15 protein-coding genes are annotated in these 20,101 nt (G+C 48.5%); 5 read left to right on the top strand and 10 right to left on the bottom strand.

From position 1 onward, the window contains the following. Nucleotides 1-33: 33 nt before the first annotated feature. The 5 genes from OXH00_23440 to OXH00_23420 form a co-directional block, all read right to left on the bottom strand. Nucleotides 34-2,040 (bottom strand): WD40 repeat domain-containing protein, encoded by a 2,007-nt coding sequence (locus OXH00_23440; GenBank protein ID MCY3743979.1) that lies wholly within the window; start codon nucleotides 2,038-2,040, stop codon nucleotides 34-36. Nucleotides 2,041-2,180: 140 nt separating this feature from the next. Further along, a complete protein-coding gene (locus OXH00_23435; protein ID MCY3743978.1) occupies nucleotides 2,181-4,151 on the bottom strand; it encodes a WD40 repeat domain-containing protein in 1,971 nt (656 codons plus the stop codon). 305 nt (nucleotides 4,152-4,456) lie between these two features. Then, complete coding sequence (locus OXH00_23430) at nucleotides 4,457-5,461, bottom strand: WD40 repeat domain-containing protein (protein ID MCY3743977.1); 1,005 nt, start codon at nucleotides 5,459-5,461, stop codon at nucleotides 4,457-4,459. A gap of 188 nt (nucleotides 5,462-5,649) precedes the next feature. Further along, complete coding sequence (locus OXH00_23425) at nucleotides 5,650-7,608, bottom strand: WD40 repeat domain-containing protein (protein MCY3743976.1); 1,959 nt, start codon at nucleotides 7,606-7,608, stop codon at nucleotides 5,650-5,652. A 158-nt stretch (nucleotides 7,609-7,766) separates the two neighbouring features. Next, entirely contained in the window at nucleotides 7,767-9,635 is a 1,869-nt protein-coding gene (locus OXH00_23420; GenBank protein MCY3743975.1) for a hypothetical protein, read from the bottom strand. Between the two features lie 605 nt (nucleotides 9,636-10,240). On the opposite strand from OXH00_23420, the gene OXH00_23415 reads away from it, so the two are divergent. Beyond that, nucleotides 10,241-11,068 carry a phosphoenolpyruvate hydrolase family protein gene (locus tag OXH00_23415; protein ID MCY3743974.1) on the top strand — a complete coding sequence of 276 codons (828 nt, stop codon included), beginning with the start codon at nucleotides 10,241-10,243 and terminating at the stop codon, nucleotides 11,066-11,068. Nucleotides 11,069-11,161: 93 nt separating this feature from the next. On the opposite strand, the gene OXH00_23410 is transcribed toward OXH00_23415, so the two are convergent. The 5 genes from OXH00_23410 to OXH00_23390 form a co-directional block, all read right to left on the bottom strand. Continuing rightward, entirely contained in the window at nucleotides 11,162-12,775 is a 1,614-nt protein-coding gene (locus OXH00_23410) for a glutamate synthase-related protein (protein MCY3743973.1), read from the bottom strand. 117 nt (nucleotides 12,776-12,892) lie between these two features. Beyond that, nucleotides 12,893-13,957, bottom strand: a complete 1,065-nt coding sequence (locus tag OXH00_23405) for a hypothetical protein (GenBank protein ID MCY3743972.1) — start codon at nucleotides 13,955-13,957, stop codon at nucleotides 12,893-12,895. A gap of 144 nt (nucleotides 13,958-14,101) precedes the next feature. Further along, entirely contained in the window at nucleotides 14,102-14,902 is an 801-nt protein-coding gene (locus tag OXH00_23400; protein ID MCY3743971.1) for a phytanoyl-CoA dioxygenase family protein, read from the bottom strand. Nucleotides 14,903-14,914: 12 nt separating this feature from the next. After that, nucleotides 14,915-15,715 carry a phytanoyl-CoA dioxygenase family protein gene (locus tag OXH00_23395; protein ID MCY3743970.1) on the bottom strand — a complete coding sequence of 267 codons (801 nt, stop codon included), beginning with the start codon at nucleotides 15,713-15,715 and terminating at the stop codon, nucleotides 14,915-14,917. A gap of 115 nt (nucleotides 15,716-15,830) precedes the next feature. Beyond that, on the bottom strand, nucleotides 15,831-16,958 hold the full coding sequence (locus tag OXH00_23390) for a mandelate racemase/muconate lactonizing enzyme family protein (GenBank protein MCY3743969.1): 1,128 nt from the start codon (nucleotides 16,956-16,958) through the stop codon (nucleotides 15,831-15,833). A gap of 315 nt (nucleotides 16,959-17,273) precedes the next feature. Here OXH00_23390 and OXH00_23385 point away from each other — a divergent pair, with 315 nt between their 5' ends. The 4 genes from OXH00_23385 (at nucleotide 17,274) to OXH00_23370 (ending at nucleotide 20,059) form a co-directional block, all read left to right on the top strand. Next, nucleotides 17,274-18,155 (top strand): formylglycine-generating enzyme family protein, encoded by an 882-nt coding sequence (locus tag OXH00_23385; GenBank protein MCY3743968.1) that lies wholly within the window; start codon nucleotides 17,274-17,276, stop codon nucleotides 18,153-18,155. A 60-nt stretch (nucleotides 18,156-18,215) separates the two neighbouring features. Then, nucleotides 18,216-18,518, top strand: coding sequence for a hypothetical protein (locus tag OXH00_23380; GenBank protein ID MCY3743967.1), 303 nt, complete (start codon nucleotides 18,216-18,218; stop codon nucleotides 18,516-18,518). Further along, nucleotides 18,487-18,804 (top strand): hypothetical protein, encoded by a 318-nt coding sequence (locus OXH00_23375; GenBank protein MCY3743966.1) that lies wholly within the window; start codon nucleotides 18,487-18,489, stop codon nucleotides 18,802-18,804. The genes OXH00_23380 and OXH00_23375 overlap by 32 nt, the downstream gene beginning before the upstream one ends. 220 nt (nucleotides 18,805-19,024) lie before the next feature. After that, nucleotides 19,025-20,059: a Gfo/Idh/MocA family oxidoreductase gene (locus OXH00_23370; GenBank protein MCY3743965.1), complete on the top strand. Its 1,035-nt coding sequence runs from the start codon at nucleotides 19,025-19,027 to the stop codon at nucleotides 20,057-20,059. Nucleotides 20,060-20,101: the final 42 nt, after the last annotated feature.

The raw sequence follows: 20,101 nt of genomic DNA, 5'->3' as shown, positions 1-20,101 counted from the left end.
TTACAACGCCCTCCTACTTATGAGGTGCGCAGCCTAATCCATAGTATCAACTGCGATATCCCACAACAACACAGTGCCATCCCAACTGCTACTCGCCAGCGTCTTTCCATCCGGACTGAATGCTACGCTCGTAACACCATTCCGATGCCCTTTTAGTGTCCGCAGCTGTTTGCCAGTGTTTACCTCCCACAACATCACAGTGTGATTACCACCGTCACTTGCCAGGGTCTTACCGTCCGGACTAAACGCTATACTATAAATAAATCCATGCGCTTTTAGGGTCCGAATGCGTTCACCCGACACTGCATCCCAAAAGCGCACAGTATTATCCGCACCGCCACTCGCCAATATCTTTCCATCCGGACTGAACGTGACGCAATAAACATTAGCTTTATGTTCATCTAACTTCAAGAGCGGATTGCCGGTATGTACATCCCACGTGCGCACGGTACCGTCATGACTCCCATTCGCCAGTATTTTTCCATCCGGACTGAACACTACGCTTGTGAACACATGTTGATTCACGATCCTCGTCTTTATAGGTTTATCTGTTTTCACATCCAATGTTATCTCATTTATACGTTTCCCTGTTTGCAAATCCCAGAAATAAATGAAACCCCTTTCATTCGCGTTCACAAACTTTTTACCATCAGGGCTAAACGCAACGTAGCAACTCGTAACGAGGCTGACTGGATCGGTAACAGCATTACCTTCAAGCGGAGCCGGACGCACTGCCCCTGTTTCTACATCCCACCAAAACACGGTCTTGTTTGAGCTGCCAGCTGCCACTGTTTTTCCATCCGGACTGAATGCAACACTATCGGGGGCATGCCATTCCACAACATTATCCATCTGAAGAGACTTGCCCGTCTGTAGATTCCACAAATGCACTGTATTGTCCCAACCGCCAGCTGCCAGTGTTTTTCCATCCGGGCTGAAGGCGATGCTACGGATCGTCTGTGTATGCGCTATCATCGTCCGAAGTTCTATGCCGGTTTCGACCGCCAACAGGTGCACGGTGTTGTACCTGCTGCCGCTTATCAGTGTCTTCCCATCAGGGCTAAATGCAAGGCTGCTGCTACCAATCCTATCTCCCAACATTTGCAGGTAGGTCCCTGTTTGTACATCCCATAGAAGCGTAATTCTATAGCTTCCGCTCGCCAACAATTTTCCATCCGGGCTGAATGCTACACTAAAGAGGTCATTATGGTTATGCTCATCTAATCTATGCAGCGTTTCGCCTGTCTGCACATCCCATAAACGCGCGGTCGTGTCCTCACTTACACTCGCCAGTATTTTTCCATCCGGGCTGAACGCAAGGTCATAGACTTTGTACTCATGTCCCATGAAGGTGTGCAGCGTTTTCCCTGTCTCCACATCCCAGAGACGAACGGTTTTGTCATCACTTCCACTTGCCAGTGTTTTTCCATTTGGATTGAAAGTTACACTTGTAACACCGTCAATATGTTCTTCAAGCGTGCGGAGATGGGTGCCAGTGCTTACCTCCCACAAACGGATGGTCTCGTCATCACTTGCACTCGCCAGCAGCTTGCCATCCGGGCTAAATTCTACATCTGTGGGTTTATCCTTATGTCCTTGCATCGTCTGAAGTTCGGTGCCGGTGCGTGCATCCCACACACAGACGGTTTTATCGTGGTTTGTACTTGCCAACAAGGTATCGTCCGGACTGAAGGCTACGCTCAAAACGCCTTCTATATCCTCTGTAAATATCCGGAGAAACTTTCTATCTTGAACAGTTCGCTCACTCGAAACTTCACTTGTATACCGTGTTAGCAGGTTGAGTGGTTTGTCGGTTTCTGTGTCGTATATCCAAATACCGATGCTACACGGCACCGCCAAACGTTTCCCATCATGTGAACTCGCGAAGCTGCCAGTTATTGTGCCTCTGCCGAACCGCGCTTTGGTACCTTCGGGTAATCCCCGCAAATGCCAGTCTTGTGTGTCTTGTGCAATGCTATTTTGTGAAGTAATACACATCGCGAATCCAATCGCTAAAATCAAAATCAATGTTTTTTGCATGAGAATTTCCTTTTTCAGACGGATTGTCTTTAATTTTCTTACAACATGCGTTAGGAATAGGAAGGATATGATTATCAGCTTCAGTTATCAGTGATAGTCAATCGGGCTTACAAAGCCCTCCTACTTATGAGGTGCGCAACCTAATCCATGGTATCAACCGCGAGATCCCACAACAATACGGTGCCATCCCAACTTCCACTCGCCAGTGTTTTTCCATCCGGACTGAACGCCACTTCGACACTACCCTTATGTCCTGTCAGCGTGCGCAGGTGTTTGCCGGTGCTTACCTCCCACAACATCACGGTGCCATCACCACCACCACTCGCCAGCATCTTGCCATCCGGACTGAATGCGACACTATTAACAGAACCCCGATGTTCTTCCAGCGTCCGGATAAGTTCACCCGAGGCTGCATCCCAAAAGCGCACGGTCTTGTCCGCACTGCCGCTCGCCAGTATCTTTCCATCTGGACTGAACGCGACGGAAAAAACAGTATCTCTATGTTTATCTAACGTCAAAAGCGTGGCACCGGTATGTGCATCCCACGTGCGCACGGTGCTGTCATCACATCCGATTGCCAACACAGAACCGTCTGGACTGAAGGTTACGCTTGTGAACTTGCTGTTTCCATCCATCATATCTATATGTTCATCAGGTTGCTTGTTCAATGTTATTGTTCTTATCCGTGTTCCTGTTTGCATATCCCACAAATAGAGTAAGCCTTTATAATGTGTCCCCACAAGTTTTTTGCCATCTGGACTGAATGCAACGTAGCAAGCCCCAGGAGAGCCTATGCTTGCTGGTTGGTACTCAGTAACACCTTCAAGCGGCGCCAGACCCACTGTCCCTGTTTCTACATCCCACAAAAACACGGTTTTGTCCAAACTGCTACCTGCGACTGTTTTGCCGTCCGGGCTGAACGCTACACTTGCTGCAAGAAAATGCCACTCCACAACATTATCTGTCTGAAGTAATTTGCCTGTCTGCATATCCCACAAATGAACTGTATTGTCCAAACCGCCACTCGCCAGTATTTTTCCATCCAGACTAAACGCGATGCTACCGATGGACTGTGTATGCGTTATCATCTTCCGCAGTTCTATGCCGGTTTCCACATTCAATAATAGATGCACGGTGTTGTATCTGTTGCCGCTGATTAGCGTCTTCCCATCTGGGCTAAATGCAAGACGCTTGCTATTGATGCTATCTCCCAACTTTCGCAGGTATGTCCCCGTCTGCACATCCCATAGATGGATCGTATGGTAACTGCCACCTGCCAGCGTCTTCCCATCTCGGCTAAACGCAACACTTAAGAAAGCATTGCTGTTACGCTCACGCAATCTATGAAGAGTCTCACGTGTTTCTACATCCCACAAACGGACGGTTTTGTCTTCACTCGCACTTGCCAGCAGCTTCCCATCCGGGTTGAACGCAATGTCTGTGATTTTCGAGCTGAACGCTGAGGCTTTGTCTTGGTGCGCTATGAACGCGTGCAGCGTTTTTCCTGTCTCCACATCCCACAGATGAACGATTTCGTCATGACTTCCACTCGCCAGTGTTTTTCCATCTGGATTAAAAGCGACGCTTGTGACACCCCCAAGGTGTCCTTCAAGCGTACGCAGATGTTTGCCAGTGCGTGCGTCCCACAGCCGGATGGTCTCGTCCGAACTTGCACTTGCAAGTGTCTTTCCATCCGGACTAAACGCTATGTCTGTGATTTTGTCTTCATGGGCTTGCAGCGTCCAAAGTTCAGTGCTGGTGCGCGCATCCTGCACACGGACGGTGCTATCCATGCTTGCACTTGCCAACAGGGTATCGTCCGAACTGAATGCTACATGTGTAACCCAATCCGTATACCCTGTTATCAGGTTAAGTGGTTTGTCTGTCTCTGTATCATATATCCAAATACCGATGGCACATGTGACTGCTAAGCGTTTTCCATCACTGGAACTCGCGAAATTTCCTGTTATCATGCCTTTACCGAACCGCGCTTTCGCGCCTTCGGGTAAGTGCTGCAAACGCCAATCTTGTGTATCTTGGGCGATAGTATTTTTCGGAACAACGCATATTGCCAATCCAATCGCTAAAATCAAAAACACTGTTTTTTGCATGAGAAAGTTTCCTTTTTTCCGGGTGTTGTTTTGAGCTATATGATAGCATGAGTTAGTTCGTAGGATGAGTTTCGCTTTGCTCTACTTGGCTTACGGGGGTGTCATCTCCCCCAGAGTTACGATACCACCGCACACACTGACAAGTATTTTACCATCCATAACAAATTCCGATTTTTCAACCCTACTATTACCTATTTCAAACAGCGAGACCCAACAATAATCTGCGTCATCTGATAAATCCGCGTCAAGCCGCGATTCAGACAAAAAGTGCTCTTACAAAACGCGCCTACAGAAGGCCTGTTTCTCTAATCCATATTCTCAACCGCGATATCCCATAACAACACGGTGCCACTACTACTCGCACTCGCCAGAATTTTTCCGTTAGGGCTAAACGCTACAGCTTGGACATCTTTCCGATGTCTTTTTAGTGTCCGCAGGTGTTTGCCGGTGCTTACCTCCCACAACATCACGGTGCGATCGTCACTGCCACTCGCTAATATTTTTCCATCCGGACTAAACACCACGCTATTGACGTTGTCCCGATGCGCTCCTAACGTCCGAAGCCTTTCACCCGAAACAGCATCCCATAAAATCACAGTACTGTCCAGATCCCCACTTGCGAGTATCTTTCCATCTGGACTGAACGCGACGCAATTAACTTGATTTCCTTTTTTATCCAAATTCAAGAGATGTGCGCTGCTATGCACATCCCACGTGCGCACGGTGCCGTCATTAGATCCGGTTGCCAATAGGGAACCGTCTGGACTGAACGCGATGCTTGTGAAAGGAACCCAATTCAACGCTATCGTCTTTATACGTTTACCTGTTTGCATATCCAACAAATAGATGCTACCATCGTTTATCGCACTTGCCAGCGTTTTGCCGTCTGGACTAAATGCAACGTAGCTCGCTGCAACGTTGCTAACTGGGACGATTGGCGGATCAAAAATATGTCCAATTAGTGGCGGAAGCGATTTTCCTGTTTTTGTATCCCATAAAACCAAGGTCTTATCGAAACAGCCACTCACCAGTGTTTTGCCGTCCGGACTGAACGCGACACTAACGACGGGACTTTTATGGGCCGTCAACTTCCGAAAAGATTTGCCTGTCTGCACATTCCACAAATAAACGGTATCCCTCACAGTGCCACCTGCCAGTGTTTTGCCATCCGGACTGAACGCAATGCTAAGTATATTCTGCCAACGCGCTACCATCTTCCGAGGTTTTCTGCCGGTTTCCACATCGCTGTTTTGGGGAATAGCACATGCTGCCAGTCCAATCGCTAAAATCAAAAACACTGTATTTTTCATGAGAAAGTTTCCTTTTTCGGTTGGGATTGTTTGTAAGTTAAACATAACGTGAGTTAGTGACAAAAAGCCATATAATCGTTGACTATCTACAACAGGAAGAACGACATGGTTACAAACCGTGCCTATCACTGATGGCTGAAAGCCGGCTGCTGATAGCCATTGGTGGGTTTCGCTTTGTGCTACCCAACCTACGGGGTCATATCCCACAGAGTTATTACACCACCGCACACACTGATAAGTATTTTGCCATCCATAATAAATTCCAGATTTTCAACCCTACTATTACCTATGTCAAACATACGGAGCAGCTTCTTTCCGCGGACATCATAAATCTTCATAATCCCATCCGCATCCGCAGTCACAAACAATTTACCATCTGGACTGAAGGCGAGGGTGACGATACTCCGCCTATGCGTATGCGGAAATGGCTCCCGCTTGCCTGTGTCCACATCCCACAGATAGATATTTGGATCATAAGCCGCAGCAGCGATCATTTTTTCATCTGGACTGAAGGCGATGTCTACGATTGACTTGCCACCTCCACGCATTGCCTGATTTTCTTCAAACGGATCGGTATTCGATAAACGAATGACTCGCTTTTCTGCACCTGTGTGGCTATCCCATAAACGGAGGGTTGCATCCGTGCTACCACTGGCGATTGTTTTTCCGTCGGGACTGAAAGCGAGACTTTCAACCCATCCGTTATGTTCTTTGACGATTTTCGCCTTACCTGTTGTTGTATCCCATAGACGGAGGGTATTATCAAATCCGCCGGTAGCAAATGTTTTGCCATCGGGGCTGAAGGCAATACATGCGATCTGTGCTGTATGTCCTTTGAAGGATAGCTTCGGCCTATCTATTTTCATGTCCCATAGGGTGGTATCGATTTCCGTGAGAATCCCATTCAAGTGTTTCGGTATATCTATTTTCATGTCCCATAGATAAGCGGTCTCGTCGGTCTCCTCCGTAGCGATTGTTTCCCCATCCGGGCTGAAAGCGATATTTCCAACACGCCGGGTGTGGATTCTCTTTATCAGTTTTGGTGATGTGGGTACTGTGATATCAAATAGATACGGGGTGCTAAACTCACTCAGTGCTGCGAGTTTTTTCCCATCATGACTCAATGCAAATTTGGAGAAAGTGTCGTAATCATTTTCCACTGACAGCGTATTTTCACCGGTATTGACATCCCATTTACGTAGGGTGCCATGTTCGCTGCAACTGATAAGTATCCGTGAGTCCTTAACGAAGACGACACCCGAAATGCGGCTTTGGTGTGCGGTGAGCATTTTGCGGAGCTTGCTTGTGTTTGCATCCCACAAATGGATGCGTCCGTCCGCACATCCTGCGGCTAAAAGTTCTCCGTCCTGACTATAGGCGATGCGCTCTATACCTGTCATATCGCCGGTTAGTGTTTCTGTTTGTTGCCATGTTTTTGTATTCCACAGAAAGATGTTGCTGTCCCCACTGATACTTGCCAACGTGCTGCCGTCCGGACTGAACGCCATGTTTTTCACATCATTGGTGTGTCCTTCAAGTTCGTGTTTGTGTTTGCCTGTTGCTGTATTCCAAATAGAGATGGTGTCCGGTCCGTCTCCAGCGGCGAGTAGTGTTCCATCGGGTGAAAACGCTATACTGTGAATTTCCGTTCGGACATCGTCTGTTCTCTGAAGTGTTTGCTTTAGTTCACCGGTTTTCGCGTCCCATATACGGGTGGTGCTGTCTGAACCACCGATGGCGATTGTGCCTCCTTCTGAACTGTAGGCGATACAATTGCCAGATGCCCTTCCAGCGAGTTGTACTTTATGCGGACTTGTGTCGGTATTCCAGATATGTAAGTATCTAAAAGTAGTGCTTCTTGCGATGACGTTGATATCTGGAGGAAATCTGGAGTTATACAGCCTCGGAGTGTTAGGGATAACGCTGGTGAGTTGCAATGTTGTTGCGTCGTATATCCAAATGCCTGTCCCACTGATGATGCCGATCCGTGTGCCGTCTGCGGAATGCTGGACACTTCCGACTCCCCCTTTCCCGATCTGTGCTATGATGCCTTTGGGGGGGATGAAGGTTTCTTGGGCAATGAGGATAGGTGTGCATAAGGGGGTTATCCAAAGTAGTATCAAGATCAAAAGCAATCTGTTTTTCATAGGTATGTTCTCCTGTGTGGTGTGTTATTGGTATAGGATTGGGTTGTTATCAAGTTTGGCGGTGAAGTGTTTGAATTGCGGATTATGCCAAATCAACCTCGAATGTGCTTAGCAGAACACGCTTTTAGTATTCTGCTTGATTCGTCGGTGCGTGTCTGCTACTTTGCAAACTTTAGGTCCCACAAATACACGATACCACCATTTGAACTCGCCAGTATCTTTCCATCCGGGCTGAACACTAAGCTTTGGGGACCTCCACTTCGCCGATGCTCCTCGAGTATCCTCAGATGTTTGCCAGTATGCACATCCGACAGCATCACAAAGCCATCATGAGATCCATGCGTCAGTATCTTTCCATCCGGACTGAACGTGATGCTATAGATAGACCGCCAATCCGCTTCTATCGTCCGAATCGGTTCACCCGACACCGCCTCCCATAAAAGTATGGTCCTGTCCCGAGCAGCACTTGCAGCTATCTTTCCATCTGGACTGAACGTTACACTATACAGTAGTTTATCCAACGTCAAGAGCGGGGCACCAGTATGCCCATCCCATGTGCGCACGGTGTCGTCATAACCACTGCTTGCCAACAAAGAACCGTCCGAACTAAATGCGATGCTATGGGCATTCGCTTGGTGTGCCTTCATCTTATTTATAAGTAGACCTGTTTGCATATTCCATAGATAGACATAGCCACCACCATCTACAGCTGCCAACCTTTTACTATCCGGGCTGAATGTAACCCTTATGAACCCAAAAGTTTCTCCAGGCAGTGCCGGAAGTGCTGCACCCGTTTTTATATCCCACAAACTCACGGTCGCGTCATAACTCCCACTCGCCAATATCCGTCCGTCTGGGCTGAATACTACGTCATTAACAGACTTCGTATGCCCTTTTAGTGTCCGCAACAATACACACGTCTGCACATCCCAGAGGTAGACGGCATTGTCCCCAGTGGCACCTGCCAAGGTTTTGCCGTCTGGACTGAACGCGATGCTACGGAAATCCTGCGTATGCGTTACCATCTTCCGAAGTTCTTCGCCGGTTTCCACATCCCACAGGCGCACGGTGTCGTCCTTGCTACTGCTCATCAGCGTCTTCCCATCTGGGCTAAATAGAACGTTCACGGGACCATAAGTATGTCCAGATAACACCCGCAGCGGTTTCCCCATCTGCACATCCCACAGCCGAATAGTATAATCATAACTCCAACTTGCTAACATCTTTCCATCCGGACTAAACACAACGCTTTCGATACCATTCGTATGTCCGTCCATCTTTTGAAGCAATTCCGCGGTCTGCACATTCCATAGGCGAACGGTAGCGTCACTACTTCCGCTTGCGAGTGTCTTGCCATCCGGACTAAACACAACACTATTGACGTAAGACCTATGTCCTTCCAATGTTTGAAGTAATGTTCCTGTCTGCACATCCCACAGATGTAACATATTGTCATTGCTTCCGCTTACGAGTGTCTTGCCATCCGGACTGAACGCTACGCTCTTGACTGTCTTGTTATACCCTTCAAGCGTCTGCAGATGGGCACCGGTTTTCACGTCCCAGAACTGAATAGTCTCGTCTGAACTTGCGCTTGCGAGTGTCTTGCCATCCGGACTAAACGCTACGTCTGTAATATTGTGCCAATGTCCTTGCATCGTGTGTAGTTCCGTGCCGGTGTGCGCGTCCCACAAACGGACAGTGCTGTCCACACTCCCACTTGCTAACAGGGACCCGTCCGGACTGAACGCTACACTTGTAACCCAATGCGTATGTCCTGTTATTAGATCAAGGGCTTTGTCGGTCTCTGTGTCATACATCCAAATACCGATGCTACACGGCACCGCTAAACGTTTTCCATCATGGGAGATTGCGATATCTCCTTTTATCTCGCCTTTACCGATCCGCGCGCTGATACCGTCGGGTAAGTGCTGCAAATGCCAGTCTTGTGTGTCTTGTGCGATGGTGTTTTTGGGAATAACAGATATTGTCAACGCAATCGCTAAAATCAAAATCAGTGTTTTTTGCATGAAAATTGTCCTTTTTCGGAGGGATTGTTTTAATTCATATTATAACGTGAGCTCGATATAAACATTCAAACCGCTATAAGTGAGAATATTGCGCAAATGATGGTTTAACCTTGAAGAAAACCCCCTAAATCTCCCTTATCAGGGGATTTGCAGTCCGTTTCCTGACTCAAAATTCTTAAACCGAGCTCACGTTATTATAACATGAGGTGGTGGTAAAGCGAGGGTATAATTGGCTATCAATTGTCGGCAGTCGACCATGGTTCAAACACCCTGGCGCGCTTAGAAAGCACGCCTACTGACCTACAAGACTTTATCAGATGTGAAATCCCGCAACAACACAGTTTTTTATTTTTTCGCTGAAAACGGAATCAATTAAAGGATCCACTTAGAAACAAGGAACAAATCTTTCCCGCTATTTAAAGACACAATTTTGTGGTAGAAAACGTGCATTTTGGGAAAAAATTAAATAAATTTGCATTTTTTAGAGGAATCTGCATAGGGTTCAAGCGAAAATTAAATAACACCAAATCCGAAATTTTGGTATAATCCATCCAAGGGATCTTCTGTAATATTCAAATATTTGTTAACCAAAAAGGATTAGAAAAATGAAATTCAGACGTGAAGACATTTTAACACAACTACGCAACAATATTGATGTTGGTAAACCCATCATCGGGGCGGGTGCTGGCACGGGTATCTCCGCCAAATGCGAGGCAGCTGGTGGCATTGACCTGATTATTATCTATAACTCCGGCAGATTCAGGATGGCGGGGAGGGGTTCACTCGCGGGTATGATGCCCTACGGCGACGCGAACCAGATTGTCGTTGAGATGGCGAGCGAAGTGCTACCCGTCGTTCCAGATACACCCGTCCTCGCGGGCGTCTGTGGCACCGATCCATTTCGCTTGATGGATGTCTTCTTACAACAGATAGACGCAATCGGATTTTCCGGGGTTCAGAACTTCCCGACAGTGGGTCTAATTGACGGCACTTTCCGTCAACTGCTTGAGGAGACCGATATGGGATACGGACCTGAGGTGGAGATGATTCGGACAGCACATCAATTGGGCATGCTCACCACGCCTTATGCCTTCAACGAAACCGAGGCGGAACAGATGGCAGATGCGGGTGCGGATATCCTCGTCGCACACATGGGGTTGACGACAAAAGGCTCTATCGGTGCAAAGACTGCCTTCACGCTTGAAGATGCCGCTAAACAGGTCCAATCCATCCACGACGCGGCGAAAGGGGTCAATCCAGAGATCCTTGTGATCTGTCACGGCGGTCCCATTGCTGAACCGGAAGACGCTACGTATGTTCTGGAAAATACGGAGGGGGTTGTTGGTTTCTACGGCGCATCGAGTGCAGAACGTCTCCCGACCGAACGCGCGATTACGGCACAGATTGAGGCTTTCAAGAAGATTCGGTTATAAATAAAGGTAGGCGAGGCACGGGGCCTCGCCTAACAGGGTTTTGTTGATAAGGGCATCGGGCTTACAAAACTGTTCCACGAGTATTTATGTTTCCTACAACGGTACAACTCCGGCATATTTAACGCCGGTCAGATAGGCGATGTCTCGCTCTGAAGTCGTCAAATCGTCGGCGTTAAACTGATTCAGATGATTGTGTCCACAGGCACGCGCCAGGACTTGCATGAGGGATACAGAGGCACCGAGAAAGCGGTTTAATCGTTGCGCGGAAACTTCCACTTTGAGTCGAGAACGGAGATGCGCCTTCTGCGTCGCAATGCCGACGGGACAGTTATTTGTGTGACAGGCGCGCATCCCGATACAACCGATCGCCTGCATCGCTGAATTTGCAATCGCAACGCTGTCCGCCCCGAGTGCCAACGCTTTCGCAAAATCGGCAGGCGTTCTCAAGCCGCCAGTGATAATAAGCGTAACATCACTATTTCCGGTTTCATCAAGGTATTTTCTTGCACGTGCTAAAGCAGGCATTGTCGGTACTGAAATATTATCTCGGAATAGAATGGGTGCCGCCCCCGTGCCGCTGCCTCTACCGTCAAGAATAATATAGTCCACGCCGACATGGAGTGCGGCTTCAATATCTTTCTCGATGTGTTGCGCGGAGAGTTTAAACCCGATTGGGATACCACCGGTCTCTTTCCGCACCAGTTCCGCAAACTTCGCAAAATCGTCGAGGGTTTCCCAATCTGGAAACCGGGCAGGTGAGATTGCGGGTTCTCCGGGACGCAGTCCCCGCACCGCCGCTATCTCTTCTGTTACCTTGTTGCCGGGGAGGTGTCCGCCCGTCCCTGTTTTCGCACCTTGACCACCCTTAAAGTGGAATGCTTGTGCGTGTTCAAGTTTATCGTAGGAGAATCCGAATTGGGCGGAAGCGAGTTCAAAAAAATAGCGGCTATTTGATTCTGCCTCTGCCAATAGCATGCCGCCTTCACCGGAGCAGATACCTGTCCCTGCCATCTCCGCGCCCTTTGCCAATGCGATTTTCGCCTCAGCCGACAGTGCCCCGAAGCTCATATCGGAGACAAAGATCGGTATCTCCAGTTTTAGCGGCTTTTTCGCTCTTGAGCCGACAATCAATTCAGTTCCGACTGGTACTTCATCAAGGTGCGGCGTTTTGTGCAGCTGCGCCACCACAAACTGAAGCGCATCCCAATTCGGTAAGTCCTCACGTAGTACTCCCATTGCCTCGGTTTGACCGTGGTGTCCCGCCTTACTGAGTCCATGTTTTGCCAATTCCTGAATTTGAGCGACATAAGGCTCTTTTGGGGTGCTGTGGATGTCTTGGTAGTTCCCCTGATATTCGTCGCGGTGGTAAGGTTGTGGATTCTGGTGTTCCCACTCCCTGATTTCGTCTGCGTCAACGTAGATGGCATCATCTTCTATCCACGCCTTAAATTTGGCGAGGCGTTCTGTGTTGAGGTATTCGCTGACACCGCTATCGTAGCGATAATCCCAGTAGTGAACACCGCATATCAGATTTTCACCGTCAATGTAACCGTCTGCGAGCAGTGCGCCACGGTGATGGCATCTGCCGTAAAGCACGGAAACTTCATTATCATATCGGATGACGACGAGATCCACATTTGCAACGAGGGCATAAGCCGGTTCGCGATCATTGAGCGAGTTCAGATCAGCGATTTTTGTTTTCGTCATTTTTATAGGACTAATTCAAGACTCTCCGCTCCGATGAATAGTATGATCAATAAGATGCCAACCTATCAGCAGCTTTGGTAGGGTAGGCGATGGACAGTTCTTAGTGAGTCCGTCCTCCTATTCACTTTCCAGATAGTTTTCGTTAATATAGCGAGTTATTAACTCAATTTCTTCCTCTTCAAGATAGAGTCCGATATCTATCATCCGTGTTATGAGTTCGGTTGTCTCCTCTTCCGAACGCGGCGGATAGTCTTCTACATCCGTGATGGGATGACATTGTGAGCATCTGTCTTCAAAGAGCACTTTTGCTTCTGCTTCATCATAGGCGACTGGTGCTGTCCCGGTCGCAGTTTCCGCTTCCATAGCGACGGTTGCGATTTGCGCAGCCTCCCTCGCTTCACCCATACGCATCTGTTCTTGTCGCTGTTGTCGAACGGAAGTCTGGATATCGGGTGTAATCGCTATGAGATATGCCGAGACCGTCCACTCTTCTTCCTGATGGATGGGTTCGCCGATCATAGGTTTTATTGCCATACGATTGACAAGGCGGACCCAGTCGGTCGGGGTACGTGGTTTCACAAGAATCGTCCGTAAGTCGTGGCAGACAACACATTTGCGTTGTAAGACATGCTGCCCTTCCCGCAGTTTTCGTTTTGATGCCAATTGATCAAGTGGTGCTTCTGCTGGCAATCCAGCGTTTTCAAGCAACTTGCGGGTCCGCGTGATCCCCTCATCACTGAATGCATTTGTTTGTGTACGCAATGCGGCTTCGCGGAATGTGAACGGCACTGACAACCCTATCAACAGGTATGTGCAGATAAGCAGACATGTACCGATATACGGCATCGATTCCTCAAAATGTCGGAAAAACCGGAGGATGGCGATCTTGACGAGGATCAGCACACCGATAGTAATACCGAGCATCAGGTGTGCAACGGTGCGCGGTGGGAGTTCGACTTGATAGTTCCACAGACGCGGCACCATGTGCCACATCATAAAGATATAGAGTATCGCATACGCATAACCGATGAGTCGGTGGAGCAGCATCAAGGACGGTGGTGCTTCGCTCTTATGTGTCTCTTTGTTAAATGGGTAACCCCATAGTTTGAACATCAAGAAAACAGAGGCATTCGCGAGGCCTAAGAAGATCAAGCCAAGAATTGCACTCGTTGAAGTAGACATATTTTAATTTTCCTTGCGGTTAAATCGAGCGGATTTGTATTTTAGAGTCGGTTTCTTAAATCCGCGCTCCATTTCATTCCGCGCTGCGTTTTTTATACTAATTGAGGGAAAACATAGGGTTTAGAAGGTTTCGCTCCTACGATCCTACGTCTCCAATACGGGACGATTTAATCGAGAGTGATAGGGCGGTTCCATGACAGCACGTTGACGTTCATTTGCCCATTCTGGTATTTCGTAGGCGGGGACGTATGCCATATTGCCTGCGGTGTAGCGCGTCAGAATTGAGCGTCGCGGATGGTCAGCAGTCCATGGCAGCGTGCCGTGTGTCACCGCTTCGGTGAAAATTATCACATCGCCCGCGTTGCAGACCAGCTGCCGGATGTGCTCTTGGTGTTGCTGGTAGAGTCGCATCTCTTGTGGACACGGGTAGTTGCTCTTGTGGCTTCCCGGGATGACGATTAACCCACCTGCGTCGGGGGGAACATCCGTCAGCTGGAAGGTGACAACGGTCAAACCGTTGTGCATGCGTCCGTCTCGGAAGATGTAGTATTGGTTGGGATCGAAGCCGGGACCGGAGGATCCGTGAAAAATAAAACCTTCCGCGCCTTTGTCCATTGAAAGCAGGAACATCTGGTGGTCCATACGGAAACCTTTTCCGAGTATCTCGTTGAGATATGGGACAAGCGTTGGGTGCGCGAGCATGTGTCGGAACGGATTGCACCACGGCTCTTCCCAACCGAGCATACCGCCCTGTTCGCCTCTACCCTGTTCGCCTTTCAGTTCTGGTGAACCCCCGTCAAGTGCTTGATCGCGTGGACGGATGCGGGCATGATCACTGTGTTTGTCAATGGCTTCGTTCGCGAGGGCTACCTCTTCGGGTGTTAGCACATTCTTGATGACAAGGTAACCGTTGAGATCGAATAGATATTTTTCGTCAGCATTCATTTTTTAACCTTCCTACGTTTCCAAGGTGGGACGATTTAATCGAGAATGATAAGGTGGTTCCATGACAGCACGCTGGCGCTCATTCGCCCATTCCGGTATTGGATATGCAGGGAGATACGCCATGTTGCCTGCGGTATAACGGGTTAGAATGGAGCGTCTCGGATGGTCAGCTGTCCACGGCAGCGTTCCGTGCGTCACCGCCTCTGTGAAGATTGCCGCATCCCCAGCGTTGCAGACGACCTGTCGGATATGCTCTTGGTGTTCCTGATAGAGCTGCATCTTCTGCGGGCACGGATAGTTGCTCTTATGGCTTCCGGGTATAACGATTAATCCACCCACTCCGGGTGGCACATCCGTCAATTGGAAAGCGACGACAGTCAAGCCGTTGTGCATGCGTCCGTCCCGGAAAATATAGTATTGGTTCGGATCGAAGCCTGGACCGGAGGAGCCATGGAACATATGCCCCTCTGCACCCTTGTCCATTGAAAGCAGGAACATCTGATGATCCATTCGGAAGCCTCTTCCGAGTATCTCGTTGAGATATGGAACAAGTGTCGGATGCGCGAGCATGTGTCGGAACGGGTTACACCACGGCTCTTCCCAGCTGAGCATACCGTCGAGGTCTCCTCTCCCCTGCTCACCTTTCAGTTCAGGAGAACCACCGTCAAATGCTTGATCCCGTGGACGGATACGCACTTGGTCACCATGTTTGTCAATCGCTTCGTTGGCGAGGGCTACCTCTTCGGGCGTTAGCACATTTTTGATAACGAGGTAACCATTCAGATCAAATAGATATTTTTCGTCAGCATTCATGTTTGATTTCCTCCACCTCTTTACTGGCTATCAATCTTCAGCGGTCAGCGATGAAAAAAGGACACTTCACCAAAAACCTCTTGTCTGATAGCCAACTGCTGATAGCTGACTGTTGTTATACTGCGTAAGCGACAGAGCCGTCTTCACGCAGAGGTGTTGTGCCTGTGTTCATCGGTTGATAAGGGTTCTGCTCGATTAAACTATCGTCAAGTTCAATACCCAAACCCGGTGCTTCAGGAATCGGGATATATCCACCTTCGCGCTGATATGCCACTTTATAAACGGCGAAATCCTCAGATTCATCTCCCTTTGTGTATTCCTGTGTGATGAAGTTCGGGATGCTCGTGTCTAAATGGAGTGATGCAGCAGTGATGAGGGGTCCGAGGAAATTATGTGTGACAACTGCACTGTGATACGCCTCAGCGAGTGCCGCGATTTTCTTGCAGTGCGTTATACCACCGGCGAGACCAACATCCGGACGCACATATTGTGGTCCCCCGGCTTCAAGTATTTCTCGGAATTCCCAGATGCTTACATTGCGTTCACCAATAGCGAGCGGGGTTGTCATCCGTTTCGCTAATTCCCCTTGCGTTGTGATAGTATCTATCTGAATGGGGTCTTCAATGAAATAGAGATTAAAGGGTGCCAAGGCGGATTCCAACACGATGCTGTTCATCGGGGTCAGTTTACGGTGCACTTCAACAATCAGATCGAGGTCGGGTCCACCGCCTTCTCGCGCAGCAGCGACGAGGTCGCGGGCGGTCTTGACGAGCCGATCGACCGCCATATCTTGGAAATTTCCGACCACTGGGTCAAATTTGAGTGCTGTGAAACCTTCTTCAACGGCTGCTTTTGCCGCTTCATACATCGTTTCCGGGGTGCCGCCGCCGCCAAGCAGATGCAACCGGATTTTATCACGACAATTTCCGCCTAACAGTTCCCAAATTGGGACACCGAAATGTTTACCTTTGATGTCCCACAATGCGATGTCTACTGCACTGATCGCACCGCTCAGCGCAGTCCCACGAAACGGGCCCATGCGATAGAGGTATTGCCAATGATGTTCAATCCGCAGCGGATTTTGACCGATGAGGTATTTCTTAAACGTGTTGATGATTTGATCAACGGCTTCTGGATAGCCCCAGCAGGCGGTCTGTCCGACACCGCTGATACCGGTATCTGTATGAATTCGGATCACATAACCGTTTCTAATAAAAAACGATTCAATTTTATCGATCTTCATATAACCTCTCCTGTAGAAGTTGATTTTTATCTACCTGCGTTGCATTGTATCACAAGCGCGCGAATTTAACAACATAGAACTAAAAAACTTCAGAGCCATTCAGTTTTAAGAAATTATAGAGTTTCTCGTACTTTTTTCAGGATCCGGTGCGGTTCCAAACCGCACCTACCGGGCCTGGAGGGTCTGAAATTAAACGAAAAAACCGAAAACTGAATGGTTCTGACCTTAAAAAACCTTTGCCTTTTCAGTTGGTATGGGGTATACTATCTACTCACAAGGAAATATTTCAGGAGTCTGATTGAAAGGAGTTTTCTCGTGAATAATAGAATTAGCGGTTCAGTTTTAGTTATGGTAGGCGTTCTCTGCGTCTTTATGATTGGGTTTAAACCAGATGCTCTTGAATCTGTTGCGGACGAGATTGCTGAGGTTGTTGTGCCCGAAGGTATGGCCCTGATTCCGGCAGGCGAGTTTGAGATGGGAAGCGATGATGTTGAAGGAGACGATATTGAGCAACCCGTGCATATTGTCTACGTTGACGCGTTCTATATGGATACCCACGAAGTAACAAATGCCCAGTACAAAAAATTCATTGATGCCAACCCACAGTGGCAAAAAGGGCGTTGGTGGCAAAGAGACCGTATTAAGAGAAAATTCCACAATGGAAACTACTTGAAAGACTGGGACGGAAATGACTATCCTGATGGTAAAGGCGACCATCCAGTGAAAGTAAGTTGGTATGCGGCGATGGCCTATGCAAAGTGGGTTGGTAAGCGTTTACCGACAGAGGCAGAGTGGGAAAAGGCTGCACGTGGTGGCTTGGTAGGCAAAAAGTATCCGTGGGGCGATTCAATAGATGCCGACAAGGCGAACTACGGCGGAATCGTTGGTGATACTACTCCTGTTGGAACATATCCTGCAAACGGATATGGTCTGTATGATATGACGGGCAATGCGTTTGAATGGTGTCTTGATGAATATGATCCAAATTTCTACGCAGGGTCCCCGCATTGGAATCCGCTTTCCAGTGCTAATACTGTAGGGTGGCTGAATGATAATTTTACGAAGGTTAAAACGTCTCGTGTAGTGCGTGATGGTTGCAACGGCTGCGTTCCTCATGCTGTGCGCGTCGCTGATCGTGGTGAGCGTGATCCGAGGGGCAGCTTCGGTTTCCGCTGTGTAAGGGATACAAACCCCTAACTTCCTACCGTCATTATTCATGACTTACAGTCAAAGTCTGGCTCACTGGGGGAGAAAACTATGGAAAAAATAAAGACAGTCGAGATTCATGACAAGGTCTTTGAGGAGATTTATACTGCTCACATCCAGAAAAACGGTACGGGCTGGCTTGGGTGGTTTCCAGAGGTTCCAGAAGTCAAGTGTGAGGAACCTACAGAAGAAGTGCTATTGAAAACCCTTGAGAAAAAACTTCATGAGGCACTCGTCGCTGAAGAAGAAACTTGGGAAAAGAAGTTTGAGGAAGATGTGAAAGCCGGAAAGTTGGAGCATCTGCGCAAGGAAGCACTTGAAGATGTCAAGGCAGGGAGATTCAAATATCTATAGATCAAGTGCTGAACTCCCAAAATACGTCCACAAAACGACACGTCGTTTTTGGGAGTGTTATCAAAGACTTCCGCTGGCTATTCAAAAACTTGCAGACAAGCAATTTGAGCGGCTTAAAGAAGATCCAAACCATCCCTCCCTCAGATTAGAGAAACTTGAAGGCTATGATTATTGGTCCGTGAGGGTTACCAGAGGTTATCGAGCAGTAGCATCTAAAGACGAGGAAGGCTTTGTCTGGTTTTTCATCGGAAAACATGATGTCGTTTACGAGAGTTTAAAAAGATAAGCAAGCCGTCGGAAACCTCCACAAGTTGACGGATTTTTCCATTCTTCCATTCTTAGCACCTGTCTCACTTTGTCCAAAGATGTCCTATTTGGAATTCCTACAACTTCCATTCATTCTCATCATTTCCAAATCAAACAGTTGACACAAATTTGTGGGCGTGTTAATATAATGGCACGTTTCGGAAACCTGTGAGTTGCACGCTTCAACGAGGAGGCATATTATGGCGACATATCGTACCGCAATTGCCGGAGGTAGGCGTGGTGTTCACCATGCCCGATGCTATGCTGGCATTGAGAATATGAAGGTAATTGCCATCTGCGAGATTGACGAGGAACGTTTAAAAGCAGCAGTGGAAGAACTCAACATTCCGGGGTATACAGACTATGTTGAGATGTTGGAGACAGAGAAACCGGATATCGTCCACGCTGTAACAGAACCGACAGTGCCGCGACATATTTGGGTAGAGCCTGCCGCTGAAGCCGGGGTCAAAGCGTTGGTGATAGAGAAACCACTTGCGCTCAGACCGAGCGAAGCAGAAGCACTCGCCGCCGCGCATGAGAAAACTGGACTTAAAATTATTGTCAATCACCAACGGCGGTATCTGCCGTTCGCTGAGAAGCTGCTGGAGTTCTTTGCCGATGATAGCCTCGGCGATATACACTTCATTCGCGCCTGCACCGAAGGCGACATTACCGATATGGATACCCACTTGATGGATGTTGTGCTTTTCGCGCTTAAAGACATTCCAATTACGCACGTGTGGGGTGCCGTTCAAGGTGCGGAAATCTATGACGTTCCGCATCGGCAATGTCCTGAAGACTTGATGGCGATTTATACGTTCGAGAACGGGGCACGCGTCTTTTTTGAATCCGCACGGACGGCATTTGGGAGTATTGATTTCCCCGGTAGTAATCCGCGGTGCAACCTCGATTTTTGGGGAACGAAAGGTCGGATGTGGTGGCGAGAAAACGGGTCATGGGGGTATCAGTTTGATGGCATGGCGGAGCACTTCGTTGAAAAAACCCACTTCGGTGAAGATGACAAGTTCGGACAGCGAGCGTTTACGGAGGCGATTGCGACATGGCTTGATGACGAAAATCAACCGCATCGGAATAGATTGGAGCCCGCGCTGCTCGGGTTTGATCTGATTATGGCAGCGTATCGTTCCGCGCTCATCGGCAAGCGGATTGCGTGGCCCCCGAAACTCAGCGATGAGGAATGGGTGGAACTCAAAAACAGGGTAACTAACACCTAATGTAAAACATGATAGCGTAAGGAATCACAAGGTCTTACTATC

This window comes from Candidatus Poribacteria bacterium (assembly GCA_026706025.1).
GTDB lineage: Bacteria > Poribacteria > WGA-4E > WGA-4E > WGA-3G > WGA-3G.
Note: the sequence above shows the minus strand (reverse complement) of the source record. Positions and strands in the feature narration are given on the sequence as shown.

Bases quoted from the DNA above. Each gene is read 5' to 3' on its own strand.
- OXH00_23395 (MCY3743970.1), bottom strand. From the start codon at position 15,715: ATGAATGCTGACGAAAAATATCTATTTGATCTGAATGGTTACCTCGTT.
- OXH00_23430 (MCY3743977.1), bottom strand. From the start codon at position 5,461: ATGAAAAATACAGTGTTTTTGATTTTAGCGATTGGACTGGCAGCATGT.
- OXH00_23425 (MCY3743976.1), bottom strand. From the start codon at position 7,608: ATGAAAAACAGATTGCTTTTGATCTTGATACTACTTTGGATAACCCCC.
- OXH00_23410 (MCY3743973.1), bottom strand. From the start codon at position 12,775: ATGACGAAAACAAAAATCGCTGATCTGAACTCGCTCAATGATCGCGAA.
- OXH00_23440 (MCY3743979.1), bottom strand. From the start codon at position 2,040: ATGCAAAAAACATTGATTTTGATTTTAGCGATTGGATTCGCGATGTGT.
- OXH00_23375 (MCY3743966.1), top strand. From the start codon at position 18,487: ATGTCAAGGCAGGGAGATTCAAATATCTATAGATCAAGTGCTGAACTC.
- OXH00_23390 (MCY3743969.1), bottom strand. From the start codon at position 16,958: ATGAAGATCGATAAAATTGAATCGTTTTTTATTAGAAACGGTTATGTG.
- OXH00_23400 (MCY3743971.1), bottom strand. From the start codon at position 14,902: ATGAATGCTGACGAAAAATATCTATTCGATCTCAACGGTTACCTTGTC.
- OXH00_23370 (MCY3743965.1), top strand. From the start codon at position 19,025: ATGGCGACATATCGTACCGCAATTGCCGGAGGTAGGCGTGGTGTTCAC.
- OXH00_23405 (MCY3743972.1), bottom strand. From the start codon at position 13,957: ATGTCTACTTCAACGAGTGCAATTCTTGGCTTGATCTTCTTAGGCCTC.
- OXH00_23435 (MCY3743978.1), bottom strand. From the start codon at position 4,151: ATGCAAAAAACAGTGTTTTTGATTTTAGCGATTGGATTGGCAATATGC.
- OXH00_23420 (MCY3743975.1), bottom strand. From the start codon at position 9,635: ATGCAAAAAACACTGATTTTGATTTTAGCGATTGCGTTGACAATATCT.
- OXH00_23415 (MCY3743974.1), top strand. From the start codon at position 10,241: ATGAAATTCAGACGTGAAGACATTTTAACACAACTACGCAACAATATT.
- OXH00_23380 (MCY3743967.1), top strand. From the start codon at position 18,216: ATGGAAAAAATAAAGACAGTCGAGATTCATGACAAGGTCTTTGAGGAG.